This is a genomic window from Ventosimonas gracilis, assembly GCF_001580025.1.
Classification (GTDB): Bacteria; Pseudomonadota; Gammaproteobacteria; order Pseudomonadales; family Pseudomonadaceae; genus Ventosimonas; species Ventosimonas gracilis.
The window spans coordinates 1-25965 of sequence record NZ_LSZO01000219.1 but is presented as its reverse complement, the minus strand read 5'-3'; the positions used below and the strand labels follow the sequence as shown (position 1 = coordinate 25965).

The 25965-nt window shown below is 53.0% G+C and carries 24 protein-coding genes; 13 read left to right on the top strand and 11 right to left on the bottom strand.

Annotated elements, in window-relative coordinates; genetic code table 11:
• Nucleotides 1-331: hypothetical protein (locus AXE65_RS14085; RefSeq protein ID WP_204376567.1), on the bottom strand; the 331-nt coding region annotated here is incomplete at its 3' end.
• On the opposite strand from AXE65_RS14085, the gene gpmI reads away from it, so the two are divergent.
• From gpmI to AXE65_RS12820, 3 genes are all read left to right on the top strand, one after another.
• Nucleotides 281-1810, top strand: a complete 1530-nt coding sequence (gene gpmI / locus AXE65_RS12830) for a 2,3-bisphosphoglycerate-independent phosphoglycerate mutase (RefSeq protein WP_068393297.1) — start codon at nucleotides 281-283, stop codon at nucleotides 1808-1810. The two genes, AXE65_RS14085 and gpmI, sit on opposite strands and share 51 nt — an antisense overlap.
• A 77-nt stretch (nucleotides 1811-1887) precedes the next feature.
• On the top strand, nucleotides 1888-3129 hold the full coding sequence (locus tag AXE65_RS12825; RefSeq protein WP_079214175.1) for a murein hydrolase activator EnvC family protein: 1242 nt from the start codon (nucleotides 1888-1890) through the stop codon (nucleotides 3127-3129).
• Between the two features lie 46 nt (nucleotides 3130-3175).
• Nucleotides 3176-4462 (top strand): S41 family peptidase, encoded by a 1287-nt coding sequence (locus tag AXE65_RS12820; RefSeq protein WP_079214174.1) that lies wholly within the window; start codon nucleotides 3176-3178, stop codon nucleotides 4460-4462.
• Nucleotides 4463-4491: 29 nt separating this feature from the next.
• On the opposite strand, the gene AXE65_RS12815 is transcribed toward AXE65_RS12820, so the two are convergent.
• Entirely contained in the window at nucleotides 4492-4986 is a 495-nt protein-coding gene (locus AXE65_RS12815; protein WP_068393294.1) for a GbsR/MarR family transcriptional regulator, read from the bottom strand.
• 307 nt (nucleotides 4987-5293) lie between these two features.
• Between AXE65_RS12815 and AXE65_RS12810 the strand changes: the two genes are divergently transcribed.
• Together AXE65_RS12810 and AXE65_RS13675 are read left to right on the top strand one after the other, a co-directional pair.
• Complete coding sequence (locus AXE65_RS12810) at nucleotides 5294-6496, top strand: DmpA family aminopeptidase (RefSeq protein WP_068393292.1); 1203 nt, start codon at nucleotides 5294-5296, stop codon at nucleotides 6494-6496.
• A 219-nt stretch (nucleotides 6497-6715) separates the two neighbouring features.
• Nucleotides 6716-6916, top strand: a complete 201-nt coding sequence (locus AXE65_RS13675; protein WP_153015480.1) for a hypothetical protein — start codon at nucleotides 6716-6718, stop codon at nucleotides 6914-6916.
• A gap of 179 nt (nucleotides 6917-7095) precedes the next feature.
• Here AXE65_RS13675 and gorA read toward each other — a convergent pair whose 3' ends face one another.
• A complete protein-coding gene (gorA, locus tag AXE65_RS12800) occupies nucleotides 7096-8454 on the bottom strand; it encodes a glutathione-disulfide reductase (RefSeq protein ID WP_068393303.1) in 1359 nt (452 codons plus the stop codon).
• Between the two features lie 63 nt (nucleotides 8455-8517).
• On the opposite strand from gorA, the gene AXE65_RS12795 reads away from it, so the two are divergent.
• Nucleotides 8518-10221, top strand: coding sequence for an amidase (locus AXE65_RS12795; RefSeq protein WP_068393285.1), 1704 nt, complete (start codon nucleotides 8518-8520; stop codon nucleotides 10219-10221).
• A gap of 8 nt (nucleotides 10222-10229) precedes the next feature.
• Here AXE65_RS12795 and panC read toward each other — a convergent pair whose 3' ends face one another.
• The 4 genes from panC to pcnB are packed head-to-tail and all read right to left on the bottom strand — an operon-like array spanning nucleotide 10230 to nucleotide 13800.
• Nucleotides 10230-11087: a pantoate--beta-alanine ligase gene (panC, locus tag AXE65_RS12790; RefSeq protein ID WP_068393282.1), complete on the bottom strand. Its 858-nt coding sequence runs from the start codon at nucleotides 11085-11087 to the stop codon at nucleotides 10230-10232.
• A complete protein-coding gene (panB, locus tag AXE65_RS12785; RefSeq protein ID WP_068393279.1) occupies nucleotides 11084-11884 on the bottom strand; it encodes a 3-methyl-2-oxobutanoate hydroxymethyltransferase in 801 nt (266 codons plus the stop codon). The genes panC and panB overlap by 4 nt, the downstream gene beginning before the upstream one ends.
• 37 nt (nucleotides 11885-11921) lie before the next feature.
• Nucleotides 11922-12464, bottom strand: coding sequence for a 2-amino-4-hydroxy-6-hydroxymethyldihydropteridine diphosphokinase (folK, locus tag AXE65_RS12780; protein ID WP_068393276.1), 543 nt, complete (start codon nucleotides 12462-12464; stop codon nucleotides 11922-11924).
• On the bottom strand, nucleotides 12448-13800 hold the full coding sequence (pcnB, locus tag AXE65_RS12775; RefSeq protein ID WP_068393300.1) for a polynucleotide adenylyltransferase PcnB: 1353 nt from the start codon (nucleotides 13798-13800) through the stop codon (nucleotides 12448-12450). Before pcnB ends, folK begins: the two co-directional genes overlap by 17 nt.
• Here pcnB and AXE65_RS13670 point away from each other — a divergent pair.
• Nucleotides 13739-14293 carry a hypothetical protein gene (locus AXE65_RS13670; RefSeq protein ID WP_162492712.1) on the top strand — a complete coding sequence of 185 codons (555 nt, stop codon included), beginning with the start codon at nucleotides 13739-13741 and terminating at the stop codon, nucleotides 14291-14293. The genes pcnB and AXE65_RS13670 overlap by 62 nt on opposite strands.
• Before the next feature lie 106 nt (nucleotides 14294-14399).
• On the opposite strand, the gene AXE65_RS12770 is transcribed toward AXE65_RS13670, so the two are convergent.
• The 4 genes from AXE65_RS12770 to AXE65_RS14235 all read right to left on the bottom strand — a co-directional run bounded on the left by AXE65_RS12770 (nucleotide 14400) and on the right by AXE65_RS14235 (nucleotide 17673).
• A complete protein-coding gene (locus AXE65_RS12770) occupies nucleotides 14400-15818 on the bottom strand; it encodes a sigma-54-dependent transcriptional regulator (protein WP_068393273.1) in 1419 nt (472 codons plus the stop codon).
• Nucleotides 15819-15821: 3 nt separating this feature from the next.
• Nucleotides 15822-16904: a sensor histidine kinase gene (locus tag AXE65_RS12765; RefSeq protein WP_439144697.1), complete on the bottom strand. Its 1083-nt coding sequence runs from the start codon at nucleotides 16902-16904 to the stop codon at nucleotides 15822-15824.
• A 100-nt stretch (nucleotides 16905-17004) separates the two neighbouring features.
• Nucleotides 17005-17541: an ISAs1 family transposase gene (locus AXE65_RS12760; protein ID WP_068393267.1), complete on the bottom strand. Its 537-nt coding sequence runs from the start codon at nucleotides 17539-17541 to the stop codon at nucleotides 17005-17007.
• Nucleotides 17542-17673, bottom strand: a complete 132-nt coding sequence (locus AXE65_RS14235) for a transposase family protein (RefSeq protein ID WP_160330615.1) — start codon at nucleotides 17671-17673, stop codon at nucleotides 17542-17544.
• Nucleotides 17674-17888: 215 nt separating this feature from the next.
• Here AXE65_RS14235 and AXE65_RS12755 point away from each other — a divergent pair, with 215 nt between their 5' ends.
• Genes AXE65_RS12755 through AXE65_RS12730 form a run of 6 tightly spaced genes read left to right on the top strand, consistent with a single transcriptional unit; the run spans nucleotide 17889 to nucleotide 25631 of the window.
• Entirely contained in the window at nucleotides 17889-18674 is a 786-nt protein-coding gene (locus tag AXE65_RS12755; RefSeq protein ID WP_068393264.1) for an IclR family transcriptional regulator, read from the top strand.
• A 10-nt stretch (nucleotides 18675-18684) separates the two neighbouring features.
• A complete protein-coding gene (hutI, locus tag AXE65_RS12750) occupies nucleotides 18685-19923 on the top strand; it encodes an imidazolonepropionase (RefSeq protein ID WP_068393261.1) in 1239 nt (412 codons plus the stop codon).
• Nucleotides 19916-20947 carry a formimidoylglutamase gene (gene hutG / locus AXE65_RS12745; protein ID WP_068393259.1) on the top strand — a complete coding sequence of 344 codons (1032 nt, stop codon included), beginning with the start codon at nucleotides 19916-19918 and terminating at the stop codon, nucleotides 20945-20947. Before hutI ends, hutG begins: the two co-directional genes overlap by 8 nt.
• A 43-nt stretch (nucleotides 20948-20990) precedes the next feature.
• Entirely contained in the window at nucleotides 20991-22652 is a 1662-nt protein-coding gene (hutU, locus tag AXE65_RS12740; RefSeq protein ID WP_068393256.1) for a urocanate hydratase, read from the top strand.
• 17 nt (nucleotides 22653-22669) lie between these two features.
• The gene (hutH, locus tag AXE65_RS12735; RefSeq protein ID WP_068393253.1) at nucleotides 22670-24202 is read left to right on the top strand and encodes a histidine ammonia-lyase; all 1533 of its coding nucleotides are present in this window, start codon (nucleotides 22670-22672) and stop codon (nucleotides 24200-24202) included.
• Between the two features lie 55 nt (nucleotides 24203-24257).
• Nucleotides 24258-25631, top strand: a complete 1374-nt coding sequence (locus AXE65_RS12730; RefSeq protein WP_068393249.1) for an amino acid permease — start codon at nucleotides 24258-24260, stop codon at nucleotides 25629-25631.
• The last annotated feature ends 334 nt before the right edge of the window (nucleotides 25632-25965 follow it).

Genomic DNA, 25965 nt, shown 5'->3' with positions numbered 1-25965 from the left:
GCTCAAAATTTCGCCAGACCAGGCGCAGCATGCAGCCAATGTGTACAACCTTGGCAAATGCTGCAACGCCGTATGGCGAAATTTTGGGCGAAGCCCGAAGGGACGGGCCAGATTTTGCGCGCCGCTGTGTTGCTCGTCGTTCATTTGCATGAGCAAATTTCTCTCCTCGCGCCTTGCTGCGCGCAAAATCTGGCTCCGTCGCGGCCACGTTTGAAGCGGGAACAGACCCTAAGATTGCGTTAAACTTCGCCGTTTTTAACGCCCAGGTTTTTAAGCCGTTATGAGCACGCCCAAGCCACTGGTTTTGATTATTCTCGATGGCTTCGGCCACAGCGAAACCACCGATCACAACGCCATTGCCGCTGCGCGCACGCCGGTTTATGACCGGTTGTGGACAAGCTGCGCGCACGGGCTGATTGGTGCCAGTGGCGAGGCGGTGGGGCTGCCCGATGGGCAAATGGGCAATTCCGAAGTCGGTCATATGAACTTGGGCGCGGGCAGGGTGATTTATCAAGACTTCACCCGCATTACCCGCACCATCCAAACAGGTGAATTTTTTACCAATGCCAAGCTGCGTCCGGCAATGGATAAGCTCGCGCAAAGCGGTAAAACCTTGCATATTCTGGGGCTGCTCTCCGATGGCGGGGTACACAGTCATCAGCAGCATCTGCTGGCAATGGCGCAGCTTGCTGCAACGGCTGGGGTAAAAAACATCTGCCTGCATGCCTTCCTTGATGGTCGCGATACCGCGCCAAAAAGTGCGGGGTCCTTTATTGATTGGATAGAAACCGGCTTAGCGCCGCTGGGCAACGCACGTATCGCCTCGCTGATTGGCCGCTATTTTGCGATGGATAGGGACAATCGCTGGGAGCGCGTGCAGCAGGCTTTTGACTTGATTGTGGACGGCAAAGCGGCGTTTAACGCCAAAACGGCCAGTGAAGCTTTACAAGACGCTTACCTGCGTGGTGAAAGCGATGAATTTGTACAGGCCACTCGCATTGGTTCAATACAGCCGGTTGAAGACGGCGATGCGGTGGTGTTTATGAACTTTCGTGCCGACCGCGCCCGCGAGTTAAGCCGTGCGCTGATCGATGAGGATTTTGCAGGCTTTGCCCGTGTGCGCCTGCCAAAAATCGACTTGCTCACGCTCACCCACTACGCCGATGACATCAAAGCGCCGGCCGCTTTTACCCCGGACAAACTGCAAAACACCTTAGGCGAAGTGCTGGCGCAGCACGGTAAAACGCAACTGCGCATTGCCGAAACGGAAAAATACGCACACGTCACCTTTTTTTTCTCCGGCGGGCGCGAGCAGCCTTTTGCCGGTGAACAGCGCATTCTGGTGCCCTCGCCCAAGGTCGCCACTTACGATTTACAGCCCGAAATGAGCGCCGCTGAAGTCACTGAGCGTATCGTTAAATCGATTGAAAACCAGCAGCACGATGTGATTGTGGTCAATTACGCCAATGGCGACATGGTCGGCCACAGCGGCGTATTTGCAGCGGCCGTTAAAGCCGTTGAATGCTTGGATGAGTGCTTGGGTCGCATTGCCGGCGCGCTCGAAAAAGTCGGCGGCGAAGCGCTGATTACCGCCGACCACGGCAATGTGGAACAAATGCAAGACCGCGAAAGCGGCCAGGCACATACCGCACATACCTGCGAGCCGGTGCCTTTTATCTACTTAGGTCATCGGCCACTTCGCGTAAAGGAAGGCGGCACGCTCGCCGATGTAGCCCCCACCATGCTGCATCTGCTGGGAATGGAAAAACCCGCGCAGATGACCGGCCAGTCGCTGTTGGTCGCGGTCTAAAGGCTTCCCGCTTGAACGCTTCTTGCGCATACTGGCGCTCTTTCGTTTACTTTCGCTTACCTTAAGGTTGTCGAAACATGCCTCGTTTTGTTGTTATCCCTTGTTTATTTTCTTTACTTGTTGGTCTGCCTTGCTTGGCGCAAGGTGATTCCTTAAATGATGCGCAAAAAGCCGAGCAGACCCGCCAGCAATTGGAGCAAACGCAAAAAGACATCAAAGAATTGCAACAACTGCTGCGCAAAATTGAGCAGGAAAAATCCGGCCTGCAAAAACAGCTTCAGCAGACCGAAACCGAAATGGGCACGATGGAGCAGCAACTCCGCGAGCTGGAACAACAAATCGGTACGGATGAAACCGCACTTAAGCAACTGGATGACGACCAAAACCGTCTAGCGCAAGATTACCGCATGCAGCAGCAGCGCTTGGCTCGCCACAGCCGCACTATCTGGCAAAGCGGCGGGCAAAGTGCGCCTTTGCGCCTGTTACTCAATGCCAAGCAACCGGCCGAACTATCGCGCACCTTGACCTATTACCGCTATCTGGGACAAGCGAGACAGCAGGAAATCAATGCCCTAACCCATACACTGTCGGAACTTTCCGCAGTTAAAAAGCAAACTCTTGAACGAAAAGCGCAGCTTGACCAGCAGCAGCAAATACAGGGCGCCAAGCATCAACAGCTGGTCAAATTACGCGAGCAACGCAGTGCTTTACTCGCCTCACTGAATCAGCAGCAAAGCAGCCGCGCCGCCAGACTAAAAGCACGCCAGCAACAACAAACGGAACTGTCATTAGTCTTAAAATCCCTGCAAATCGCCATCGCGCAGCAGGCCGAAGCTGAAGCAAGAGCAAGAGAAAAAGCACGTCTGCTTTCGCACATACCCAGTGGCGACACGCAAAACCGCCCGTTTGCACAAACGCGCGGCAAACTGCCTTGGCCAGTGGATGGGCGTTTGCTTGCACGCTACGGCAGCCCACGCAGTGATGACGCGCGGATTAAATGGGATGGCGTACTGATTGGCGCGGCAGAAGGCAGTACGGTTCGCGCCATTCATCCCGGGCAAGTGGTACTGGCCGATTACTTAAGCGGTATGGGACTTATGCTGATCATCAATCACGGCAGCAATTACTTAAGTCTGTACGGCCATAATCAAACATTGCTGAAACGGGTCGGCGATTTAGTGCAGGTGGGCGAGCCTGTCGCCACCGTGGGCAAAAGCGGCGGACAAGCCGAACCTGCGCTGTATTTTGCCATCCGTCATCAGAAAACCCCGAGCGACCCGGCCAGTTGGTGCGTCGCACAAAATCAGCCCAAGCGATAGCAGAATGCCAACTGTTTACCCTTTTTAAGCGTTTAAGGAGTTTTTTATGTTGCCTTGGTTTGCCCGCCCGCCCTGTGCATTGCTGGCTTTTTTATTCTTTCTGCCCGCAGTGCAAAGCCTTGCAGAGCAGAGCCAAGCGCCGCTGCCACTGGAAGATTTGCGTACCTTTGTGGAAGTGTTCGAGCGCGTTAAAAATACCTATGTCGAGCCGGTTTCTGACCAACAACTGCTGGAAAACGCCATTCGCGGCATGCTGGAGAATCTTGACCCGCATTCGGCTTATTTGGTCGCCGATGATTTTGCGCAACTGCAAGAAAGCACCAGCGGCGAGTTTGGCGGCTTGGGTATTGAAGTCGGCATGGAAAACGGCGCACTAAAAATTATCGCGCCTATTGATGACAGCCCGGCCGAGCGCGCCGGTATTGCCGCCGGGGATTACATCATCCGCATCGATGGCCAATCGGCCCAAGGGCTTTCGATGATGGAAGCGGTGAATAAAATGCGCGGCAAGCCCGGCGAGAAAATCCGCTTAACCCTGGTGCGTGACGGTGGTCAACCCTTTGATGTAGAACTGACCCGCGCACTGATTAAAAGCAAAAGCGTGCGCTCAAGATTGCTGGAAAGCGGCTACGGCTATCTGCGCATCAGCCAATTTCAACAGGGCAGCGGCAAAGAAACGAAAAATGCCTTGGTACGACTGAAAAAATCCAACAATAACCAGCCGCTACAAGGGCTGGTGCTGGATTTACGCAACAACCCCGGCGGTGTATTACAAGCGGCGGTGGAAGTGGTTGACCAGTTTGTTGCATCAGGCTTGATTACCTATACCAAAGGCCGCCAGACGGATTCAGACATGCGCTTTTTTGCCAGCGGCAAAGACAACAGCGAAGGCGTACCGCTGGTGGTGTTGATTAACGAAGGCAGCGCTTCTGCCGCCGAAATTGTTGCCGGCGCCCTGCAAGACCATCACCGCGCCGTACTGATGGGCAGCACCAGCTTTGGCAAAGGCTCGGTACAAAGCATTATGCCGCTTAGCCAAGGCCGCGCGTTGAAATTGACCACCGCGCTCTATTACACGCCAAACGGGCGCTCCATCCAGGCACAAGGCATAGTGCCGGATATTAGCGTGGCGCGTGGCAGGTTGGTGCGCGAGCAAGAAGGCATTTTTAACGTGAAAGAAGCCGACCTTGCCGGACATTTGGATAACCAAAATCCCAAAGCACCCACAGCAGAAGCCTCCGGCAAAGCCGAAGACGGCGATTACCAACTGAGCGAGGCGCTTAATCTGCTTAAAGCGCTGAATGTATTGCAAGGTAATCAGAATAAACTGTAGAAATTTGGACTTTATCTGACAAATCGATTTTAGGTGTTGTGCGCTGCCATATAAAAATCTAGTTCAATTTCTACAGCCTGTTTGGCGTGGATGCGTTCCAGCAGTGTTTTCTGGCTGTAGCCTGTTGGCGGGATAAAGTCGCCGGCGTGAATATCGGTAAACATCAGCTTGCCCTGCTCGTTACGCAGCATCGGGTTTAGCGTGTCTTTCACGCGCTTTTGTGCTTCGGACGATTCGTCTGCAAATTCCGACGCTTCGGTCAGTTCGCGTAAAAGCGCTACGGTCGGGTCAAATTCGCGCTCTTTGCGCCCTTTAATAATGGCGCGGAATAAATCCCAGACCTCGGCGGAGGTCTCAAAGTACTGGCGGCGGTCGCCCAAGACTTGTGTGCTGCGGATGAGCTTCCAGCCAAGCAGCTCCTGGCTGTTGCTGGCGTTGGAGCGGGCAAGGCTTAGCGTTTCGCAAATGCCCTTAGCGTGCATCGGCTTGCCGTGAAAAAACAGCAGCGCATGAATTTGCGCCACACTGCGATTAACGCCCCAAGACTGCCCATCTCGCCCCAGTGAAGGATGCTGTCGCTGAAAGTTTCATGTGGGGATTTTGTGTTGTTCGGTAATTTCTATCAATAGAGAAATTTAGGCGGCATTGAATGGGTGCTTTTTATACCAATAAAGGATTTATCAAGTCCGTTGACCTATCATGGGGGGTCGCCGCGCGTAGTACGACTTTGGTATGCCTTGTTTGCCTTCGATATGCCCTGCTTTGTCAGTACACAGGGCGATAAGCGCGGCGTTTACATCACAACAAACGTCCTTAAAGAGGAACATAACAATGAAACAATTGAAGTTCTTTGGCTCGGCGCTGTCCATTGCGCTATTAACTGGCTGTGTGTGCGCACAAGACCGTGCACGTGATTTGGGTATTCCATTTGAAGGTGAGCCGGGCGCGTTAAACGCGATTACCGATGTCGCTGGCGTGCTGGTCGGTCACGCGACGCTGATTAAAGGCGAAGGGCCGCTCACCGTCGGTGCAGGCCCGGTACGAACCGGCGTAACCGTGGTGCTGCCACGCGGCAAGGACAATGAGCGCCCAGTCTATGCTGGTTTTTACAACCTAAATGGTAATGGTGAGATGACCGGACAGTCTTATCTGGAAGACTACGGCATTGCCTATGGCCCGATAGGCATTTCTAATACCAACGCTATTGGCGATGTCTATTCGGGTATCCAAAAATGGACGTCGCGCCGCTTTGGCGAGGCGCTCTGGCCGGTGGTTGGTGAAACCTACGACGGCGTGCTAAACGATATTGAAGGCTTTCACGTCACCCCGGAGACGGCCATGCAGGCGCTGGATGCTGCCAAAGGTGGCCGGGTAGCGGAAGGCAATGTGGGCGGTGGTACCGGCATGCGCTGCTTTGGCTTTAAGGGCGGTATTGGCACGTCCTCGCGCGTTTTTGACGTGGTCGATACCCGCTATACGCTGGGCGTGCTGGTGCAGTGCAATACCGGCGACCGCACGGTGCTACGCATCGCCGGTGTGCCGGTGGGCGCAGAGTTGGCCGACCGCTACCTAAGCTGCTATGACCCGAACATGCCCGGGCAAACCCGCCAGCCGCTGTGCGCAGACGGCGAAGGCGGGCAGCAGAGCGCCGATGAAGGCTCAATCATCATTATCGTGGCGACCGATGCGCCGCTAAACCCGTCGCAACTCGACCGCGTGGCGCGGCGTGCGTCGTTGGGCTTGGCGCGTTTGGGTACTTATTCGGGCAACGGTTCGGGTGATTTGATTTTGGCGTTCTCGACCGATGCGAATGTCAACGATGTCAGCGACCGCGAGACCCAGCCTGCTGTGCAGTTCCCGACCGGTCGTATTGATGCTGTCTTTAAAGCGACGGTGGAGGCGACCGAAGAGGCGATTGTCAACGCGCTGGTGACGGCGCGTACCATGACCGGCATCAACGGCCGCAGGCTCTACGGTTTGCCACATGATGAAGTGGTCAAACTGATGCGCCAGTACGGCCGCGCTGAGCGTTAAACGGGGGCGTTATCTTCCCCCTCCGTCGTTCAGGAGCTGAGTTTGAAAGGTTATCCACAGCGCGTCATCCCTTGGGGCCCTGTCATAGACAAGGGCATCCGCTGGGAGAGCATTAGTCGTGGATAATCTTTCTTTGTTTCAATCCCGAACAGTTGTGAGTAGGGGATATCCGTATCGACCCCGTATCGCAAGGCAGGGCTATGGCAAAGACTTCTCAAGATGCGCTTTTGGGACGTTTCCAAGGCGACGCTGGAAGTGGCGTTGGATGACAAGCATCCGACTGAACAATTCCCCAATAACGAGCTAGGTTACGGCGTTGTTGAAACGGCTGCAGGCAATGAATGTCGCGCTGTTGCTGATGGAGGCGACTGGCCGTTATCAACAGTCGCTGGTGTGCCAAGCGTGCTTGGCAGGCTTTGAGGTTATCGTGGTTAATCCACGCCAAGCAAGTCCCTTGGTCAGCCACTTATCCACAGGGAGAACGCCTGAAAATGACTTGACCGTGAACACAGCTCCTCTCCCGCAAGCGGGAGAGGAGCAAAAGCACGCAGGTTCAATGCGTTATGCGCGATTGGCTTATCTTAAAAACCAGCATTGAGTTATTCCCCCACTGCTCGCCGCATGGTTACAAACTCTTCGGCGGCGGTGGGGTGAATGCCTAAGGTTTGATCAAACTGCTGCTTGCTTGCGCCTGCTTTTAGTGCAACCGCGAGCCCTTGGATAATTTCCCCGGCATCACTGCCTGCCATATGACAGCCTAGGACTTTATCGCTATCCGCATCGACTATCAGTTTGCACAGTGTGCGTTCCTGGCAATCGGTCATGGTCAGTTTCAGTGCGCGAAAGCGGCTTTCAAACAGGCGGACATTGTGCCCTTGCTCGCGTGCTTGTTCTTCGCTTAAGCCTACGCTGGCAAGATTAGGAAGACTAAATACGGCGCTTGGGATTAGTTGGTACTCCAGCGGGACAAATTGTTCTGGACGGAATAGGTATTTAGCAACCGCCATACCTTCGGCGAGCGCCACCGGTGTTAATTGCACGCGGCCAATTAAATCACCAATGGCAAAAATCGAAGGCGCAGCAGTGCGGTATTGATGATCGACCTGAACAAAACCGCGCTGATCCAAATGAACGTCGGTATTTTCCAGCCCCAAGTGATCGGTCATGGGACGGCGACCGGTGGCGTAGACGATGCAGTCGGCATGCAGTTTCCGCCCGTCGTTTAATGTGGCGGTTAGCTGGCCGTTGGTTTGGCGCTCAATTTGCGTGATTTGTGCAGAAAACTGCAAACTTAAGCCTTTGCGCTCGAATTCTTCCTTTAAATGGCGGCGTAGCGAGCCGTCAAAGCCGCGTAAAAAGAGCTCGCCGCGATAGAGCAAGGTGACTTGTACACCCAGCGCATGGAAGATGGAGGCAAACTCCACCGCAATATAACCGCCGCCGACTATCAGCATCTGCTTAGGCAGCGAGGGCAGGGCGAACACTTCGTTGGAGGTTATAGCGTGTTCAATACCTAAGATTTGCGGCTTATCCGGCCAGCCGCCAGTCGCCAGCAGGATGTTTTTGGCGCTGTAGGTTTTGCCGTTTATTGCTGCCTGATGCGCATCCAGCAAACGGGCGTGGCCGTCCAAAAGTGCTACGCCGGAATTTTCTAGCAGCTTGCGGTAAACGCCGTTTAATCGATGAATTTCTTGGGTTTTGTTATCACGCAGCAGTTGCCAGTTAAACTCAGGCCTTGCCTGCGAGAAACCGTAGCCATCTGCCTTGGCGAAGTCTTCGGCAAACTGCGCCGCGTAGGCGAACAATTTTTTGGGAATACAACCGACATTGACACAAGTGCCGCCCAGATAACGGCTTTCCGCCAGCGCCACTTTCGCACCAAAATCGGCGGCAAACCGCGCGGCGCGAACACCGCCAGAACCGCCGCCAATAACCAGCAGGTCAAAATCAAAAGCCATTTTTCTCATCCCCGCAAAAATGCCAAGCTTATACTTAGCGGCTTGCCAACAAGGAAGAAAAACATGTTTGAAGTTACCGAAGCCTCTATTGCTGATTTGCGCCGTGCATTGGATAGCGGTGAGACCACGGCAGTGGAACTGGTTAAAGCTTATTTTGCGCGGATGGATGCCTTTGACGCGGCGCTTAATTCGGTCGTGGTGCGAAATGCCGATGCGCTGGCCGAGGCAAAAGCCTCCGATAGACGGCGTGCCCGCGGGATGCGCTTAAGTGCACTGGATGGTATTGCCTACACGGCCAAAGACAGCTACTTGGTCAAGGGTATGACGGCGGCAAGCGGCAGCCCTGCTTTTAAAAATCTGCAAGCGCAGCGCGATGCCTTTACCGTGGAAAGACTGCGCGCGGCTGGGGCGATTTGCTTGGGCAAAACCAATATGCCGCCGATGGCTAACGGCGGCATGCAGCGCGGCGTTTATGGTCGTGCAGAAAGCCCGTACAACGGCGATTTTTTAACCGCGCCCTTTGCTTCCGGGTCTTCCAACGGCGCGGGTACGGCAACGGCGGCGAGTTTTGCCGCCTTTGGGCTGGCCGAAGAAACCTGGTCGAGTGGGCGGGGACCTGCCTCTAACAACGGCCTGTGCGCTTATACGCCGTCGCGCGGAGTGATTTCCGTGCGCGGCAACTGGCCGCTGGTGCCGACTATGGATGTGGTGGTTCCTTACGCGCGAACAATGGCGGATTTGCTGGAAGTGCTGGAGGTCATCGTCGCTGATGATGCCGACACGCGCGGCGACCTGTGGCGCATGCAGCCTTGGCTTAAGTTGCCTAAAGCCCGTGAAGTGCGACCGGCTTCTTATCTTGAGCTCGCAAAGACCGCGAGTTTAAAAGGCAAGCGCTTTGGCGTGCCGAAGATGTATATCAATGCCGACCCGCTGGCAGGCACCGGTGCAAGGCCGACTTTAGGCGGTGCGACCGGCGAGAAAATAAAGACGCGGGGAAGCGTTATCAAACTCTGGCAAGCGGCGCAGAAAGCCTTGGAGGCGGCCGGTGCTGAGGTCTTGGAAGTGGATTTCCCGCTGGTATCGAACTACGAAGGAGACCGCCCTGGTGCGCCCAACTTGCTGACGCGCGGGCTTATCAGCAAGGCGTATTGGCACGATGAACTCTGGGATTTAAGCGCCTTTGCCTTGGATGATTTTTTAAAGGCAAATAACGATCCGTCGTTAAACCGCTTGGCCGATGTCGATGGCGAGCAAATCTTCCCGCATGAGCCAGGCACTTTGCCAGGCCGCCCTGAAGGGGAGCTCGCCGCCGGTATACCCGATATGGCCGAATACGTGCGTATCGCGCAGCGCGGCATTCGACCGTGGCAGCAGCTTGAGACCTTGGAAAACGGTCTGCGTGGTTTGGAACAAACGCGCAAACTGGATTTGCAAGACTGGATGCAAGGGCAGGGCTTGGATGCGCTGGTTTTCCCCGCTGTGGCCGATATTGGCCCGGCGGATGCCGACGTTAATCCCAAATCCGCTGAACTTGCCTGGCGCAATGGCGTGTGGGTTGCCAATGGCAACCTCGCCATTCGTCATCTGGGCGTCCCTACCGTCACTGTGCCGATGGGATTGCTGGATGATATAGGTATGCCGGTCGGTTTGACTTTTGCCGGATGCGCTTATGACGATAACAACCTGCTGCGTTACGCCGCCGCTTTTGAGGCGACCGGAAAGCGGCGCATAATTCCTCCACGCACCCCGGCGCTTTCCGATAAATAGGCGAGGGATCAGCTACCGAGCATGACCTCAATATTGTCAATTAAGCGGACATTGCCCAAAAACGCGGCCACGGCAATCAATAACTTTTGGTCGTCGGTGCGGGCCGCTTGCAGGCTGTCTGCGGCGCAGATTTCCAGATAGTCCACACGCAGGCCGTGCTGCGCCAGATGCGCCTTATGGCTTGCACAGAGTGTTGGATAGTCGCGCTCGCCGTCCTCAGTAATGGCTTTTGCCATCTGCTGCAAGCTTTGCCAGAGCACGGGGGCGGTTTTGCGCTGTTCGTCCGTTAAGCCGCCGTTGCGCGAAGACAGCGCCAAGCCATCAAGATCACGCACAGTGGGCAGGCTGATAATGCGCAGCGGCAGGTTTAAATCCTCTACCAGCGTTTCAATCACGCGCAGTTGCTGGTAATCCTTGCGGCCAAAGGCGGCGACATCCGGCTGCACGATGTTAAACAGCTTGCAAACGACGGTCGCCACGCCCTCAAAATGCCCCGGCCTTGCCGCACCACAGAGCCTTTGCGCTACGCCGCCAACGCACAGGCGCGTTTGGCTTTGCATGCCTTGTGGATACATTTCGGCAACGGTTGGCGCAAACAACAGGTCGCAACCTGCGCCTTGCAGTTTTTGCTCGTCTGCGGCAAGCGTACGCGGGTAGCGATCCAAGTCTTCATTCGCGCCAAATTGCAGCGGATTAACAAAAATGCTGGCCACCACAAAGTCGGCATGACGGCGGGCGAGTTCAATCAGCGCCAAGTGTCCGGCGTGCAGATTGCCCATTGTGGGCACCAGCGCAATACGCTTGGCGGCCTTTCGCCGAGTGGCCAGTGCGCTGCGCAGCGGGGCTATTTGGCTGATGGTTTTCATGCGCTAAATTCGTGTTCTTGGCCAGGAAACTCGCCGCTTTTAACCGCTTGCACATAGGCGGCTATCGCCGCTTCAATGCTGTCTCTTCCTGCCATAAAGTTTTTAACAAACTTAGGTGGACGCGAACGCAGGGTGAGCCCCAGCAGGTCATGTATCACCAAGACTTGTCCGTCGGTCGCGGCTCCCGCGCCAATGCCAATCACCGGGATTTGTACGGCTTTAGTGATTTGTGCGGCGAGCGCGGCGGGTACGCATTCGAGCAGCAGCATGGCCGCTCCGGCTTGTTCCAGCGCTTTGGCATCATCGATCAGGCGCTGCGCCTGTTCTGCGCCGCGCCCCTGTACTTTGTAGCCGCCAAACAAATTGACCCACTGCGGGGTTAAGCCCATATGCACGCAGACCGGTACGCCGTTTTGTGCAAGGCGCTGTAGCAATGGGATGAGCGACAGGCCACCTTCGATTTTTACCATCTGCGCACCGGCGCGCATCAGCTTTGCACTGGCGGCAAGGCCACTATCGACGCTGGCGGCGGCCATAAACGGCAGATCGCTCAGCAAAAAAGCGCCCAGATTGCCGCGTTTGACGCAAGCGGTGTGGTAAGCCATTTCATCGACTGTTACCGGTAACGTGCTGTCGTTACCTTGCACCACCATGCCGAGTGAATCGCCGACCAGCAGCATTTCTACCCCGGCATTGCAGGCGGCGCGCGCAAGGGTGGCCTCGTAGGCGGTGAGCATCACGATTTTGTCACCCGCCGGTTTTTGCGTTTGCAGGCGGGTCAGTGTCACGTTGGACATGGCAGAGGATCCTTGGAGGCGGGCGCGTAGGGTCTGGCTAAGTGGGTTTGAAGTCAACCGTTACCCCTCTCCGGCAAGCGGGCGAGGGGATGTCAAGTTTCTCAAGTTCGCCATAAGGGCATTGGATAAGCCAATCCGCTAAGGGTTGCCCGTTCGGCAGCGACAGGTTCGGCGCAATTTCCGCAAGCGGCCAGAGTACAAAAGCACGCTTTTGCATTTCTGGGTGCGGAACGACTAATCGCGCGGTGTGAATGGTTTGTGCGGCAAACAGCAAGATGTCCAAATCCAGCGTACGTGCTCCCCAGTGCTCGCTGCGCAGGCGCCCTTGTGCCTGTTCAATGACTTGCAGGGCATTAAGTAGTTCCAGCGCAGTCAGGCGAGTATCCAGCGCGGCAACGGCATTGCAGTAATCGGGCTGCCCTGGCGGGCCAAGCGGCGCGCTGCGGTAAAAGGATGAAACGCAGACAAGCTGTGTTTGCGGCAGTTTTCCAAGCGCCGCCAGTGCTTGCTCAAGTTGTGCGGGCGGATTTTGCAGATTGCTGCCAAGGCCGATATAGGCGCGCTCAAATTGATCGGGCATGGTCGCTCGGCGGTTTTTTACGTGGACGGCGTTTGCGTTTTTTGCCGGTGGTTTTCGGTAAATCCCTGATCATTTGCCGTCTTTGCTGTTCGTCACGGCACTGGTAATCCGTCCACCAAGCACCGAGACCTGCGGTGTCTTCACCGGCCTGTTCACGCAGCAATAACAGGTCATAGGCGGCGCGAAAGCGTGGTTCGCTCAGCAAAATATCGGCATGCGGCAGACTGCGCCGTTGCAGGCGCTCCTGCATCTCGACCATTTCGCGCAGCGGCAGGGAAAATCGTTTGGGCAGTGCGATACGGCGGGTCAATTCGGCCAGCGCAATGCTGGCCGCTTCCTGCATCGCCGGAATGGGGGGAATGCCTTCGGCCTTGAGGCGTTCGGCTTGCCTTGCAATCACCGGCCAGAGCAGTGCGGCAAATAAAAACGCGGGCGTGACCGGTTTGCCTTGTTCAATACGCTGGTCGGTGTTGATAAGCGCCCTGCTAATCAAGCGCTCGGCACAGCCAGAAGGCTCATCCAACAACCGATGGGTGGCTGGGAATAACGGTTCAAACAGGCCAAACTCGCGCAGTAGTGGATAGCAGGCGGCGGCTTTGCCGGACAAAAACAACTTAAGCACTTCATCAAACAATCGCGCCGCCGGAATGGCCGAAAGCAACGGGGCAAGCCTCGCAATCGGTGCGGCACTTTGCGTTTCAATGGTAAAGCCCAGTTTGGCGGCAAAGCGCACCGCCCGCAGCATGCGTACCGGGTCTTCGCGGTAGCGTTGTTCGGGGTTGCCAATTAAGCGGATTTGGCGCTTTTTAATATCGGCAAAGCCATCTGAGTAATCGAGGATGCTGTTGCTTTGGATGTCGAAATACAGCGCGTTGATGGAAAAATCGCGTCGGCTTGCATCTTCTTCCAAGCTGCCGTATTGGTTGTCACGCAGAATGCGACCGCTTTCGTGTTGCGCACTTTGCGGGCTGCTGGTGCCTTCGTGATGGCCGCGAAAGGTGGCGACTTCAATCATCTCGCGGCCAAACAGCACATGCACCAATTTAAAACGCCTGCCAATAATTCGCGCATTGCGAAATTCAGCGCGCACTTGTTCGGGTGTGGCATTGGTGGCCACATCAAAATCTTTAGGGGTAAGCCCGAGCAGCAGGTCGCGCACACAGCCTCCCACCGGATAAGCCTGAAAACCGGCTTGTTGCAGGCGGCGGGTAACGGTTAATGCGTGCACGCTGATATGGGCGTCGGCTCGCAGCGGATGCTGACGAGCACCAATCATGCGGCGCTTTGGCTTGCCCGCACGCAGTAAGCGCAAAGGCTTAAGCAGCTTGTTCAGCATGGGCGATGAAAGGGATAAAGAGGTTTGCCAATGGAAAAAATACCGCCAGATAAAAAAGGCTGCGGATTTTAACACCAGCAAAGACGATAGGGCAGAAATAGCGCGGAAAAACCAATGGGAGGCATGGCCTCCCAATATCAACAATGGTTTTTATTGTTTTGTTGGGTTGTTGTTTTTATTACCCCAACAAACGAAATACGAATGCCCGAAGCCGGGCATTAAATGCCAAACGGATTGCTTTGGAACTTATGCCGCAAGCAAATCCCAGTATGTCGCTGCCTTGTTAAGCAGTTTTGTTGTTCTCTACTGGCATCAGGAGGCGATTAAGCCACCGGCATCCTCTCCAAAAAAATCAGTTAGCTTACTCTCCCTGTACTTGTTGTTGTTATTTTTCCGGAGTTGCTGTTGTTTTTATTGGGTTAGCTCTGCTTGTTTTTGTTGTTGTGCCGATACTAGAGCAGAACCCGTGCCAGCTTTTTTAATCGTTGCTTAATCAATAGCTTAGCTTTTACATGGGATAGATCTGTGCAACAGGCTGTCGCATTCTGTTACCCAATAACTCGCCTTTTGTTACCGCTGTAACACTTTCTCATTCTTTCTCACTCTTTCTCGCCCTCAATGGTACTTTTGTGTCTTGGAATGCCGAGCCGTTGGCGGCGTTCCCACAGGCACTTACGGCTGATACCGAGCTTGCGGGCGAGTTCGGTTTCGGTCATATGTTCTTGATGTTCAAGAACAAAATGCTGGAAGTAGTCTTCCAGTGAGAGGTTTTCATCGGGCTCATGATTGTCTTTGCTGCTGAAGCTGTGTGGGCGTAGTGCTTCGGGCATGTCCAGCGCAAGCGTTTCGATGCCCAGTAAATCCACGTCAATTTGCGACTGCTCGCAGAGAATGGCCGCACGCTCGATGGCGTTTTCCAGTTCGCGCACATTGCCCGGCCAGCCGTAATGAAGAATGGCAAGCTCTGCCGCTTTGCTGAAATACAGCTTGCTGCCAAGCTGGGCGTTTTGCTTTTGCAGAAAATGGCGGGCGATTTCCAGCACGTCTTGCCCGCGTTCGCGCAGCGGTGGCAGTTCCAGACTGATGACATTAAGCCGGTAGAACAAATCCTCGCGGAACTGCCCATTGTGCGCGAGGCGCTTGAGCCTGCGGTGAGTGGCGGCAATCAAGCGGACATCGACTTTTTGCGACTGTACCGAGCCGATGCGGCGAATTTCGCCTTCTTGCAATACGCGCAGTAAACGAGCCTGGGCTTCCAGCGGCAGTTCACCGATTTCGTCCAAAAATAAGGTGCCGCCGTGCGCCGCTTCGATCAAGCCAGTACGCGCACTGACCGCGCCGGTAAATGCGCCTTTTTCATGGCCGAACAGTTCCGACTCAATCAGACTTTCTGGAATGGCGGCGCAGTTCACTGAAATCAGCGGCGCTTTGGCGCGTTTGGAGAGGTTGTGCAGGGCGCGTGCGACCAGTTCTTTGCCGGTACCGGATTCGCCTTGAATCAGTACGGTGGCATTGGCAGGCGCGACTTTGCGGATTTTACGGTAAAGCGCCTGCATGGCGGGGGATGAGCCAATAATGCCAAGGTCATCTTCGGTTGCTACGGGCGACGTTTTTTTTGTGGCGGGCAGGGCAGGGGCGCTACTGTTCGCTGCAGCATCCAAGGCGATGCTGGGTTTGCTTAAGCTCTGCGCCACGGCTTTTAGCATCTCGTCGTGGTCGAAGGGTTTGGGGATGTAATCCACCGCACCCTGTTTCATTGAATCGACCGCTGAGCGCAGACTGGCGTAACTGGTCATGATCAAGACCGGCGTGCCGTTTGCGCGTTGAATCAACTCAGTGCCCGGTGCGCCGGGCAGACGTAAGTCACTGATAATTAGGTCAAATCCAGAAAAATCAAAGCGCTCGGTCGCCTGCTGTACCGATTCGGCTTCGCTGACTTGGTACTGATGCCGTTCCAGCAGGCGGCACAGGGCGCTGCGGATGATGTTTTCGTCTTCAACAATCAGAATGCGCGACATAGGCTAGGCTCCTGCGCTACTTGGTTCGGCGGTATAGCTTGGCAGACGCACGCGAAAGCAACTACCTAGCGGCTCGCTGGCGGATGGGCTATCCAGAGTGATCTGTCCATGATGCTCTTCCACAATCGCATAAGCCAGCGCCAGACCGAGACCTGTGCCTTGGCCGGGTTCCTTGGTGGTGAAAAACGGTTCAAACAGGCGGTTTTTCAAGTCCTTAGGGATTCCGCTGCCTTGGTCTTCGACCAGCAGTTCGACGCTGTCTTCATGGATTGTGCTGCGAATACGGATGGCGGCGCCTGGCGGCGACGCATCACGCGCATTGGCGAGCAAATTCAGCAGCACTTGCAGCAGCCGCGGGGCATCGCCGCTGGCAACGTGCTCAGGTGCGCACAGGTTATGAAAGACCACTGGGGTGCTTTGTTGGTCGAGCGACAACAGAGCAATCGCCTCAGCAGCAAGCTGTGCGAGATTAACCGGTTCGCGGGCGAGTTCGCGAACCCCGGCGTGGGCAAAGCCGAGCAGCGAGCGCACGATGCGTGATACGCGCTTGCTCTGCTCAATAATTTGCTGGCAGATTTGTGCAATTTCCGCGTCGTTTTCGCGCTCTTCGCGTAAATTCTGCGCAAGGCAAGCAATGGCGGTGATGGGATTGCCGATTTCATGCGCAACACCCGCCGCCAAACGGCCAATACTGGCGAGGCGCTCGCTGTGCATCAGGTGTTTTTCCAAAAGCCAAGTTTCGCTGATGTCTTCAACCAGCACCAGTAAGCCTTGTTCGCCTAACCCGGCCTTGTGCAGATTAAGCCAGTGGGTTTTCCCCGCCAGGATAAGGCGCTGCTTATGCCGATGTGGCGCGTTTTTGTTGATAAAGTCGTCAAAAAGCTCAGTCCAAGGCGAGGCTAGTGCACAAAGCGGCAAGCCCAGCACCTGGCTTTCATTCATACCGGTCAACAGTTGCAGCGCCCGGTTCCATAGCCGCAGGCGATGGTTTTCATCCAAAACCAAGCTGCCCATTGGCAGTTGCTGCAAATACTGCAAATGCGCGTGACAGGGACTTGGCGAAGCAGGCAGGGGGATTTCCTTCATGCGAGATAAACCACTATGGAAAGCTAGCCATTGGGCAGCAAATGCACTGAATCGGCAAGCCCTGCCCGCCATTTGCAGGGAAATCGGGTGAGGCGATTCATCATGCTCCATTCGTGGGGAAAAACACTATCAGATAAGATAGTTTCTCATTTAATCGTATTGGACGACTCAACATGTAGGATAGGAGCATGCGATCAGGTAGTTGCCTGGTGTTCAAGACGACACGAATGAGAACGACGCACTTCACCCGACTGCCCTGAATGGCCGTAATTTCGTTGGACTTTTCATCCACCTTGGTTTGCCCCAGCACCAGCCGTTGCCGTGCGCAAAAGGCGGATACGGTGTGCAAAAGCGTCTTGCCGCCTTGCTTGGCACGACGGGAGGTCTTGCCGTCAATGGCGATCACGTCTTCGGATAGCCCCGTAAACGACGCTACCCAGGCGGCAAAGCAGCGCTGGAAGCACTCGGCATCCAGTGTGGCCAACAAATCGCCCAGAGGGTCGTGCGAGGGCGTGCCTTGGGCAAAGGGCAGAAAACGGCGCAGCAATTCGCGCTTTTTTACCCCGAACAGCGCAATGTCTACGAAGGTCTCGGCGCCGGCCAGCGTCGCCAGTAAACACGGGCAGCAGCACTTCATTCAGGGGAGGGGGTAAATGACCTTGCCCGACTGGCGCGGATCGACCAAAGCATCAAAGTGGGTCAGAAACGCAGCCGATTCAATGTGAGCCTGAGCGTTCAAAGCAACGCTGGCATGGGTGGGATCGGACATGAAACCTCTCGATCAAGAAAAGCCCGAAGAATGCACCCAATCAGAAATCAACGTTCAAGCAAGCCGCAAGCCCATTCACTCGATTGCCCTGCATGCCCCACGGCAAGAGTTTCTTAAATTCTTAACATGCATTATCAAATAATGGGAATGCGTGGCTGAAAAATTGAGAACGCCTGCTAATCTGCCGACAGAAACAAAAATGATGGCTGCGAGCAATGCAAGAAAACACCGACAAACACCTGTTGCCAGATAGCAAACCCACCCCTGCCAGTGGAGCCGAGCGCATGCTCTATCTACTCACTCTGCTGGCGCAGCACGCAAGGCCACTGACCGTTGCCGAACTCGCCGAAACGAGCGGTTTGGCGACCAGCACGCTGTACCGCCAACTGGCGCTGCTTAAATCCTGGGGTTTTGTGCAGGAAAGTGGGGCCAGTTATATGCCGGGGCCGGTTTGCCTGCAATTGGCGCTGGGTTTTGATCAAGCTTCGTGGCTGGTGCGCGAGGCGCTGCCGGAAATGCGTAGGCTTTCAGACAAAACCAACGAAACCATTGGCTTAATGGTGGTGGCGCATGAGCAGATGGTTTGCCTGGAAATGGTCGAAAGCCGCCATTCGCTGCGCTGCGCCTTTGTCAAAGGCAAAGGGTTGCCGCTGTTTTTTGGTGCCTCGGCCAAATCGCTGTTGGCGTTCTTGCCCGCTACCCGCCGCACTTCCATTGTGCTTGATGCCGTGCAAAGTGGCGTGCTTAGCGATGAACAGCGTGGCGAACTGGAACGCGAAATCATCCAAATCCGCAGCCAAGGCTTTGCGGTCAGTAGCAGCGAGGTGGACGAAGGCATTTGGGGCGTTAGCGTGCCGCTGCTGCAAGGCAAAGACAAACTGCTCGGCACCTTAACCTTAATGGCACCGATTTCCCGCGCAGAAAGGCAAACGCACGGCTTTATTCAACAAACCCGCCAATGCGCCGCCCGCATTATTACCCGTCTGCACGGTTTGGCTTAAAGGAACGGCAATGAAGAATAAAAGAGTTTGGGTTTGGCGCAATATGCGGGTATTTGATGGCATTAAAACCTTGCCGAATAAAATGACCCTGATAGTAGAAAAAGGAAAAATAACCTACTTAGAACCCGAGCCTCAGCCCTATTTAGAAGAAACCCTAAAATATATGGGTGATCGATCTGAGAATATCAAATTAGCCGGAGAAAATGGCTTAATTACCCCAGGTTTGATTGATTGCCATACCCATATTATTTATGGCGGCAGCCGTCTTAATGATTTTGTACTGCGCAGTGAAGGCGCAAGTTACGAGCAGATTGCCAAAAATGGCGGCGGTATTTTAAGCACTTTGCAAGATACCCGCGCACTCAGTGAAGAAGCATTATTAGAACAAAGCCTGCCGCGCCTGGATGCATTAATCAGTGAAGGCGCAACCACGGTTGAAATTAAATCCGGCTATGGTTTGACTTTAAATGATGAACTTAAAATGCTGCGTGTGGCGCGGCAAATGGAAAAACAGCGTAGTGTGCGAATAATAACCAGCTTGCTCGCCGCCCATGCTGTTCCAGAAGAATATAAAGAGTATGCTGATGCGTATATTGATTTAATCTGCAATGAGATTATTCCGGCAGCCGTTGCCGAAAATCTGGTCGATATGGTCGATGTATTTTGTGAAAAAATCGCCTTTTCACCCGCACAATGCGAGAAAATCTTTAAAGTCGCAAGGCAGCATAACTTGCCGATAAAAGCCCATGCCGAACAGTTATCCAATTCAGGCGGATCGGCATTGGCGGCAAAATATGGCGCACTTTCCGTAGATCATATTGAATATCTGGATGAAATCGGTATTAAAGCACTAAAACAGGCAGGAACAGTGGCCGTATTACTGCCTGGCGCCTTTTATATGCTGCGCGAAAAACAGCGCCCGCCGATTGAGTTATTACGTCAATATCAAGTGCCTATTGCTTTGGCGACCGATGCAAATCCGGGTAGTTCACCGATTTTTATACCCAGTTTAATCATGAATATGGCTTGCACCTTATTTGGCTTAACTACGCAAGAAGCCTTAAGCGGTTTTACCGTTAATGCGGCCAGATCCTTGGGTTTGGATAAGCAGGGATTGGGTTATTTGGATATAGGCCGTCCCGCCGATTTTTGCGTATGGAATATCAAGCAGGTGGAAGATTTATGTTATGCCATTCAACCCGGTCGCTTGCAGCAACGGGTATTTGCAGGAGTGCCAGATAATGTCTGAAGGTAAAATTGATAAAACGATTTGGCAAGGACGCATTGACCCTGAAGCCAATAGCCAGCGTTGGCATCAGAAAGTTCAGCCCTTTATCGAAAATGGTGCAAAGGCTTGGCAAGATCGCGCAGAAAAAGGCACTGTGTTATTAGGTTTTTGCTGTGATGAAGGCGTGCGCCGCAATCAGGGTAGAGTCGGGGCCAAACACGCACCGGATGCCATCCGTAAAGCACTGGCCAATCTCGCTTGGCACGGCAGAAAACCGCTTTATGATGCCGGCAATATTTATTGCGATGACGGTGATTTGGAAGCCGCGCAAAAGCAATTAGCGGATAAAATTTGCGAGCCATTATATGACGAACATTTTCCGATTATTTTAGGCGGCGGGCATGAAGTGGCTTTTGCTAGCTGGAGCGGCATTTACTGGCATTTACATGATACGACCCATTTCAAAACCACGGAAAGCGCTCCCAATATCGGGATTATTAATTTTGATGCGCATTTTGATTTGCGTGCTCCTGAGTTTCTGCATACATCCGGTGAAGAACAGAACTGGATACTCGATATTCCACGGACAAAAGGCCATTCGGGTACACCCTTTGCGCAAATCTATCATTCTTGCTACGGTCCGATAAAGTTTCAATATGCTGCGCTGGGGATTAACCGTGCGAGCAATACTCAAGCCTTATTTCAACGTGCCAAGGAATTAAATACCTGGGTAGTAGAAGATAAAGATATTAATTTAAATACCTTGCCTGCTATCAGCGAGCAATTGTCGCAATGGATGCAGGATAAAAGAACTATTTATCTTAGTTTTGATATTGACGTACTGCCTGCTTATCAAGCCCCTGGCTGTAGTGCGCCGGCGGCATTGGGCGTGGAGTTATCATTATTGCTGCCGTTAATTGAGCAAATTAAACATAGCGGCAAATTAATGTTGGCTGATATTGCCGAAGTTAACCCCAGATTTGATATTGATAACCGCACCGCCAAAGTGGCCGCCCGAATTGTGCATTTATTGCACAGTGATTAACGATTAAATTCCCCGCAAAACCTTATCTAAAAGAGGAAAAACAATGCAACGATACCGAGATAGTGAAATCCGCTCTCCGCGTGGCAATCAGTTAACGGCCAAAAGCTGGCTAACTGAAGCGCCGCTGCGTATGTTAATGAATAATCTAGATCCGGAGGTTGCGGAAAACCCCAAAGAGTTAGTGGTTTATGGCGGAATTGGTCGCGCCGCACGCAATTGGCAGTGTTTCGATAAAATCGTCGAAACGCTAAAAAATTTAGAAGACGATGAAACCCTATTGGTGCAATCCGGTAAACCGGTCGGTGTATTTAAAACGCATAAAGATGCACCGCGCGTATTAATTGCCAATTCCAATTTAGTGCCGCATTGGGCGAATTGGCAGCATTTTAATGAACTTGATGGTAAAGGGCTTGCCATGTACGGGCAAATGACCGCCGGAAGCTGGATTTATATCGGCAGCCAAGGCATTGTGCAAGGCACTTATGAAACCTTTGTTGAAGCCGGTCGCCAACATTATGCCGGCGATTTAACCGGAAAATGGATTTTAACGGCCGGTTTAGGCGGAATGGGCGGGGCGCAGCCATTAGCCGCTTCATTAGCTGGTGCTTGCTCATTAAATATCGAATGCCAGCAAAGCCGCATCGATTTTCGCCTGCAAACCCGTTATATCGACGAACAAGCCGATAATCTGGATGATGCGCTTTCACGTATTGAAAAATACACAAAATCCGGTAAAGCCATTTCCATTGCCCTGCACGCTAACGCCGCGCAAATTCTGCCGGAATTGGTTAAACGCGGCATTCGCCCCGATATGGTCACAGACCAAACCAGCGCTCATGACCCGTTAAATGGCTATCTGCCCATCGGCTGGACTTGGGATGAATATCGGCAGCGCGGCAAAAGTGAACCGGAAACGGTTATTAAAGCGGCCAAACAATCCATGGCGCTGCATGTTAAAGCCATGCTGGATTTTCAACAGCAAGGTATTCCCACCTTTGATTATGGTAATAATATTCGGCAAATGGCGCTGGAAGAAGGCGTTAGTAATGCCTTTGATTTCCCCGGATTTGTTCCCGCTTATATTCGCCCGTTATTTTGCCGTGGTATTGGCCCGTTCCGTTGGGCGGCGCTTTCCGGTGATCCAGAGGATATTTATAAAACCGATGCCAAAGTGAAAGAACTTATCCCTGATGACGCGCATTTGCATCATTGGCTTAATATGGCACGCCAGCGCATTAGTTTCCAGGGATTACCGGCCCGCATCTGCTGGGTAGGTTTGGGACTGCGCGCCAAATTGGGATTGGCCTTTAATGAAATGGTACGCAGCGGCGAATTATCCGCGCCCATTGTGATTGGACGCGACCATTTGGATTCCGGATCGGTCGCCAGCCCCAACCGCGAAACCGAAAGTATGCAAGACGGCTCTGATGCCGTATCCGATTGGCCGCTGCTTAATGCGCTATTAAATACCGCCAGCGGCGCAACTTGGGTTTCATTGCATCACGGCGGCGGCGTGGGTATGGGCTTTTCGCAGCATTCCGGTGTGGTAATTGTCTGTGACGGTACGGCAGAAGCGGATGCGCGTATTGCCCGCGTATTAACTAACGACCCAGCAACCGGTGTTATGCGCCATGCCGATGCCGGTTATGAGATTGCGATTAACTGCGCCCGTGAGCAGGGATTAAACCTGCCGATGATGGCTTAAAATAACCAGGAAAAACTATGCAAACCTTTAATTTAATTCCCGGCCAATTGACTTTAAAACAATTGCGAAAGTTATGGAAAACCCCACAACAAATTACCTTGGATAAAAGCGCTTATTCGGCGATAGAAGCCAGCGTTAATTGCGTTAATCAAATTATCAAAGATGACCGCACCGCTTACGGTATCAATACCGGTTTTGGTTTGTTGGCTTCAACACGAATTGCGGCAGAAGATTTAGAAAAACTACAGCGTTCGTTAGTATTATCGCATGCCGCTGGCGTGGGTGAAGCGCTGGATGATGATTTGGTGTGGCTGATTATGCTGCTTAAATTGAATTCACTGGCACGCGGTTTTTCCGGTATTCGCCCCGTGGTTTTGGATGCGCTGATTGCGTTAATGAATGCACAAGTTTATCCACATATTCCGCTCAAAGGTTCGGTGGGTGCCTCCGGTGATTTAGCGCCGCTCGCGCATATGTCCTTAGTGTTATTGGGTGAAAGCAAAGCGCGTTATCAAGGAAAATGGCTGCCTGCTGTTGAAGCCTTAAACATCGCTGGATTAAAGCCATTAACTTTAGCCGCCAAAGAAGGGCTGGCCTTATTAAATGGCACGCAAGTATCGACCGCTTATGCGCTACGTGGGTTTTGGCAGGCCGAAGACATGTACGCTGCGGCCATTGTTTGCGGCAGTTTAAGTGTGGAAGCCATGCTCGGTTCGCGCTCGCCCTTTGATGCACGTATTCACCAAGTACGCGGCCAACCGGGGCAAATCGATGCGGCAGCGGCTTTTCGGCATGTATTAGGGACAAGCAGTGAAATCGGTTTATCACACGAAGATTGCCACAAAGTGCAAGACCCGTATTCATTGCGCTGCCAGCCGCAAGTGATGGGCGCGTGTTTAACCCAATTACGCCAGGCAGCGCACGTATTGCAAATTGAAGCCAACGCCGTATCGGATAACCCTTTGGTATTTGCCGATAACGGCGATGTGATTTCCGGCGGCAACTTTCACGCCGAACCGGTCGCCATGGCCGCCGATAATATCGCCTTGGCACTGGCGGAAATCGGCGCATTATCCGAGCGGCGTATTTCGCTGATGATGGATAAGCATATGTCACAATTGCCGCCGTTTCTGGTAGAAAATGGCGGCGTTAATTCCGGTTTTATGATTGCGCAAGTCACCGCCGCGGCGCTTGCCAGCGACAACAAAGCGCTTGCCCATCCGGCCAGCGTGGACAGTTTGCCTACTTCTGCCGGGCAAGAAGACCATGTTTCCATGGCACCTAATGCCGGTAAACGCCTGTGGCCGATGGCAGATAACGTCTGCGGCATTTTGGCCATTGAATGGCTGGGCGCTTGCCAGGGCCTGGATTTCCGCCAAGGGCTTAAAACGACCGAAAAACTGGAAAAAGCAAGACAATTGCTGCGAGAAAAAGTAGCGTTTTATCAAGAAGACCGTTTTTTTGCCCCGGATATTGAGGCGGCAGGGCAGTTGTTGGAAAGCGGCCAATTGACCTTATTGCTACCGGAAAATCTGTTACCCGGTTATTGACGACTGCAAAGGATGCTGTGCATCTGTATAATAAAATTTGAAAGAGGATGGATTCGTGAACCATACACAAAGCAGCAATGAACTTAAAAGCGGATTAACCACAAGGCATATTCGCTTTATTGCCTTGGGTTCGGCCATTGGCACCGGACTTTTTATGGGGTCGTCCAGCGCGATAAAAACCGCCGGACCATCGATTATTCTGGCCTATCTGATTGCTGGAATTATGGCCTATATGGTGATGCGGGCGATGGGCGAAATGATTTTGCATCGTCCGGTTAAAGGTTATTTTGGCGAGCACGCCAGTGAATATATCAGTCCATTGGCCGGTTATTTAACCGGCTGGATGTTTGCTTTATCACTGATTCTTGTTTGTATTGCCGATGTTTCAGCTTTTGCCATTTATATGAAGTTCTGGTATCCCGAGGTGGATGCCTGGGTTTGGGTAACGGCGATTATTTTATTTATTGGTGCACTTAATTTGTGTGCGGTAAAGCTATTTGGCGAGATGGAGTTTTGGCTGTCGATCATTAAAGTTACCGCCATTATTGCCATGATTATTGGCGGCCTGTGCATTATTTTATTTGGCTTTGGCACTAAAACCGGCAACGCAACCGGCATCAGTAATCTCTGGCAAAACGGCGGATTTTTGCCCAATGGTATAGGCGGCTTGATTGCCTCGTTAACTATGGTGGTTTATGCCTTTGGCGGCATTGAAATTATTGGTATTACCGCAGGTGAAGCGAAGGATCCGAAAACCGCCATTCCGCGCGCCATTAACCAAGTTCCGGCGCGTATTTTAGTGTTTTATGTATTGTCCATGTTTGTGCTGATGTCGATTTTCCCTTGGAATGAAATCGGCGCGGATGGCAGTCCGTTTGTATTGATTTTTGATAGTTTAGGCTTTATCTACGCAGCGCATGTGTTAAATTTTGTGTTGATTTCGGCAATGGTTTCCGCGGTCAACAGTGATGTATTTGCTACCGGCAGAATGCTGTTTGGCATGGCCAAACAAGGGCAAGCGCCCAAAGGTTTTGCCAGAGTATCGCGCTACGGCGTGCCTTGGCTTACCGTGCTGTTAATTGTTGTGGCAATGGGCATTGGTGTACTGCTTAATTACCTGATACCGGAAAAAACCTTTGTTTTGGTAGCCAGTGCCGGTGCTTTTGCCTTTATCTGGGTTTGGCTGATGATTTTGATTGCACAACTGCGCATGCGCCAGACTTTATCGGTTGAGCAAGTCAGTAAACTGCGCTTTCCGGTATTGTTGCATCCTTTTGGCACTTTGGCGGGCATTGTCTTTATGTTGTTTTTATTTGGCGGTATGGCTTGGTTTGAAGATACCCGCATATCACTTCTGGTAGGCGTTGTTTGGCTTGGCCTGTTTACTGCTTGTTACTTTCTCTTTGTTAAAAATCGACGGTTAGAATAGAACCATTTCCTGCAGAAAAATAAAGGAGATCAGCATGTGTGCTGAACAACCCATTGAACGATTGGTAATGCCAGCAGGCATTGCTGCTTTTCAACAAGACTGAGCCGTTTGTTTAAAAGGCTTGCTAAACAAAGAACAATTGCAATTGCTGGAACAAGGCATTAGCGAAAACTTAAAAACCTCTAGTTCAAGAGGGGAAGTTGCCAGCAGGGCAGACGATCCGGGCTGGTTTTTTAGGATTTTTGTAAGGGTCTTAGGAAGCAAACGCGATCAAAGCGGCTGTTCACGCAGTAATTTTAGCAAGGCCAGATAGATGTTTTCATGTCGATGATTG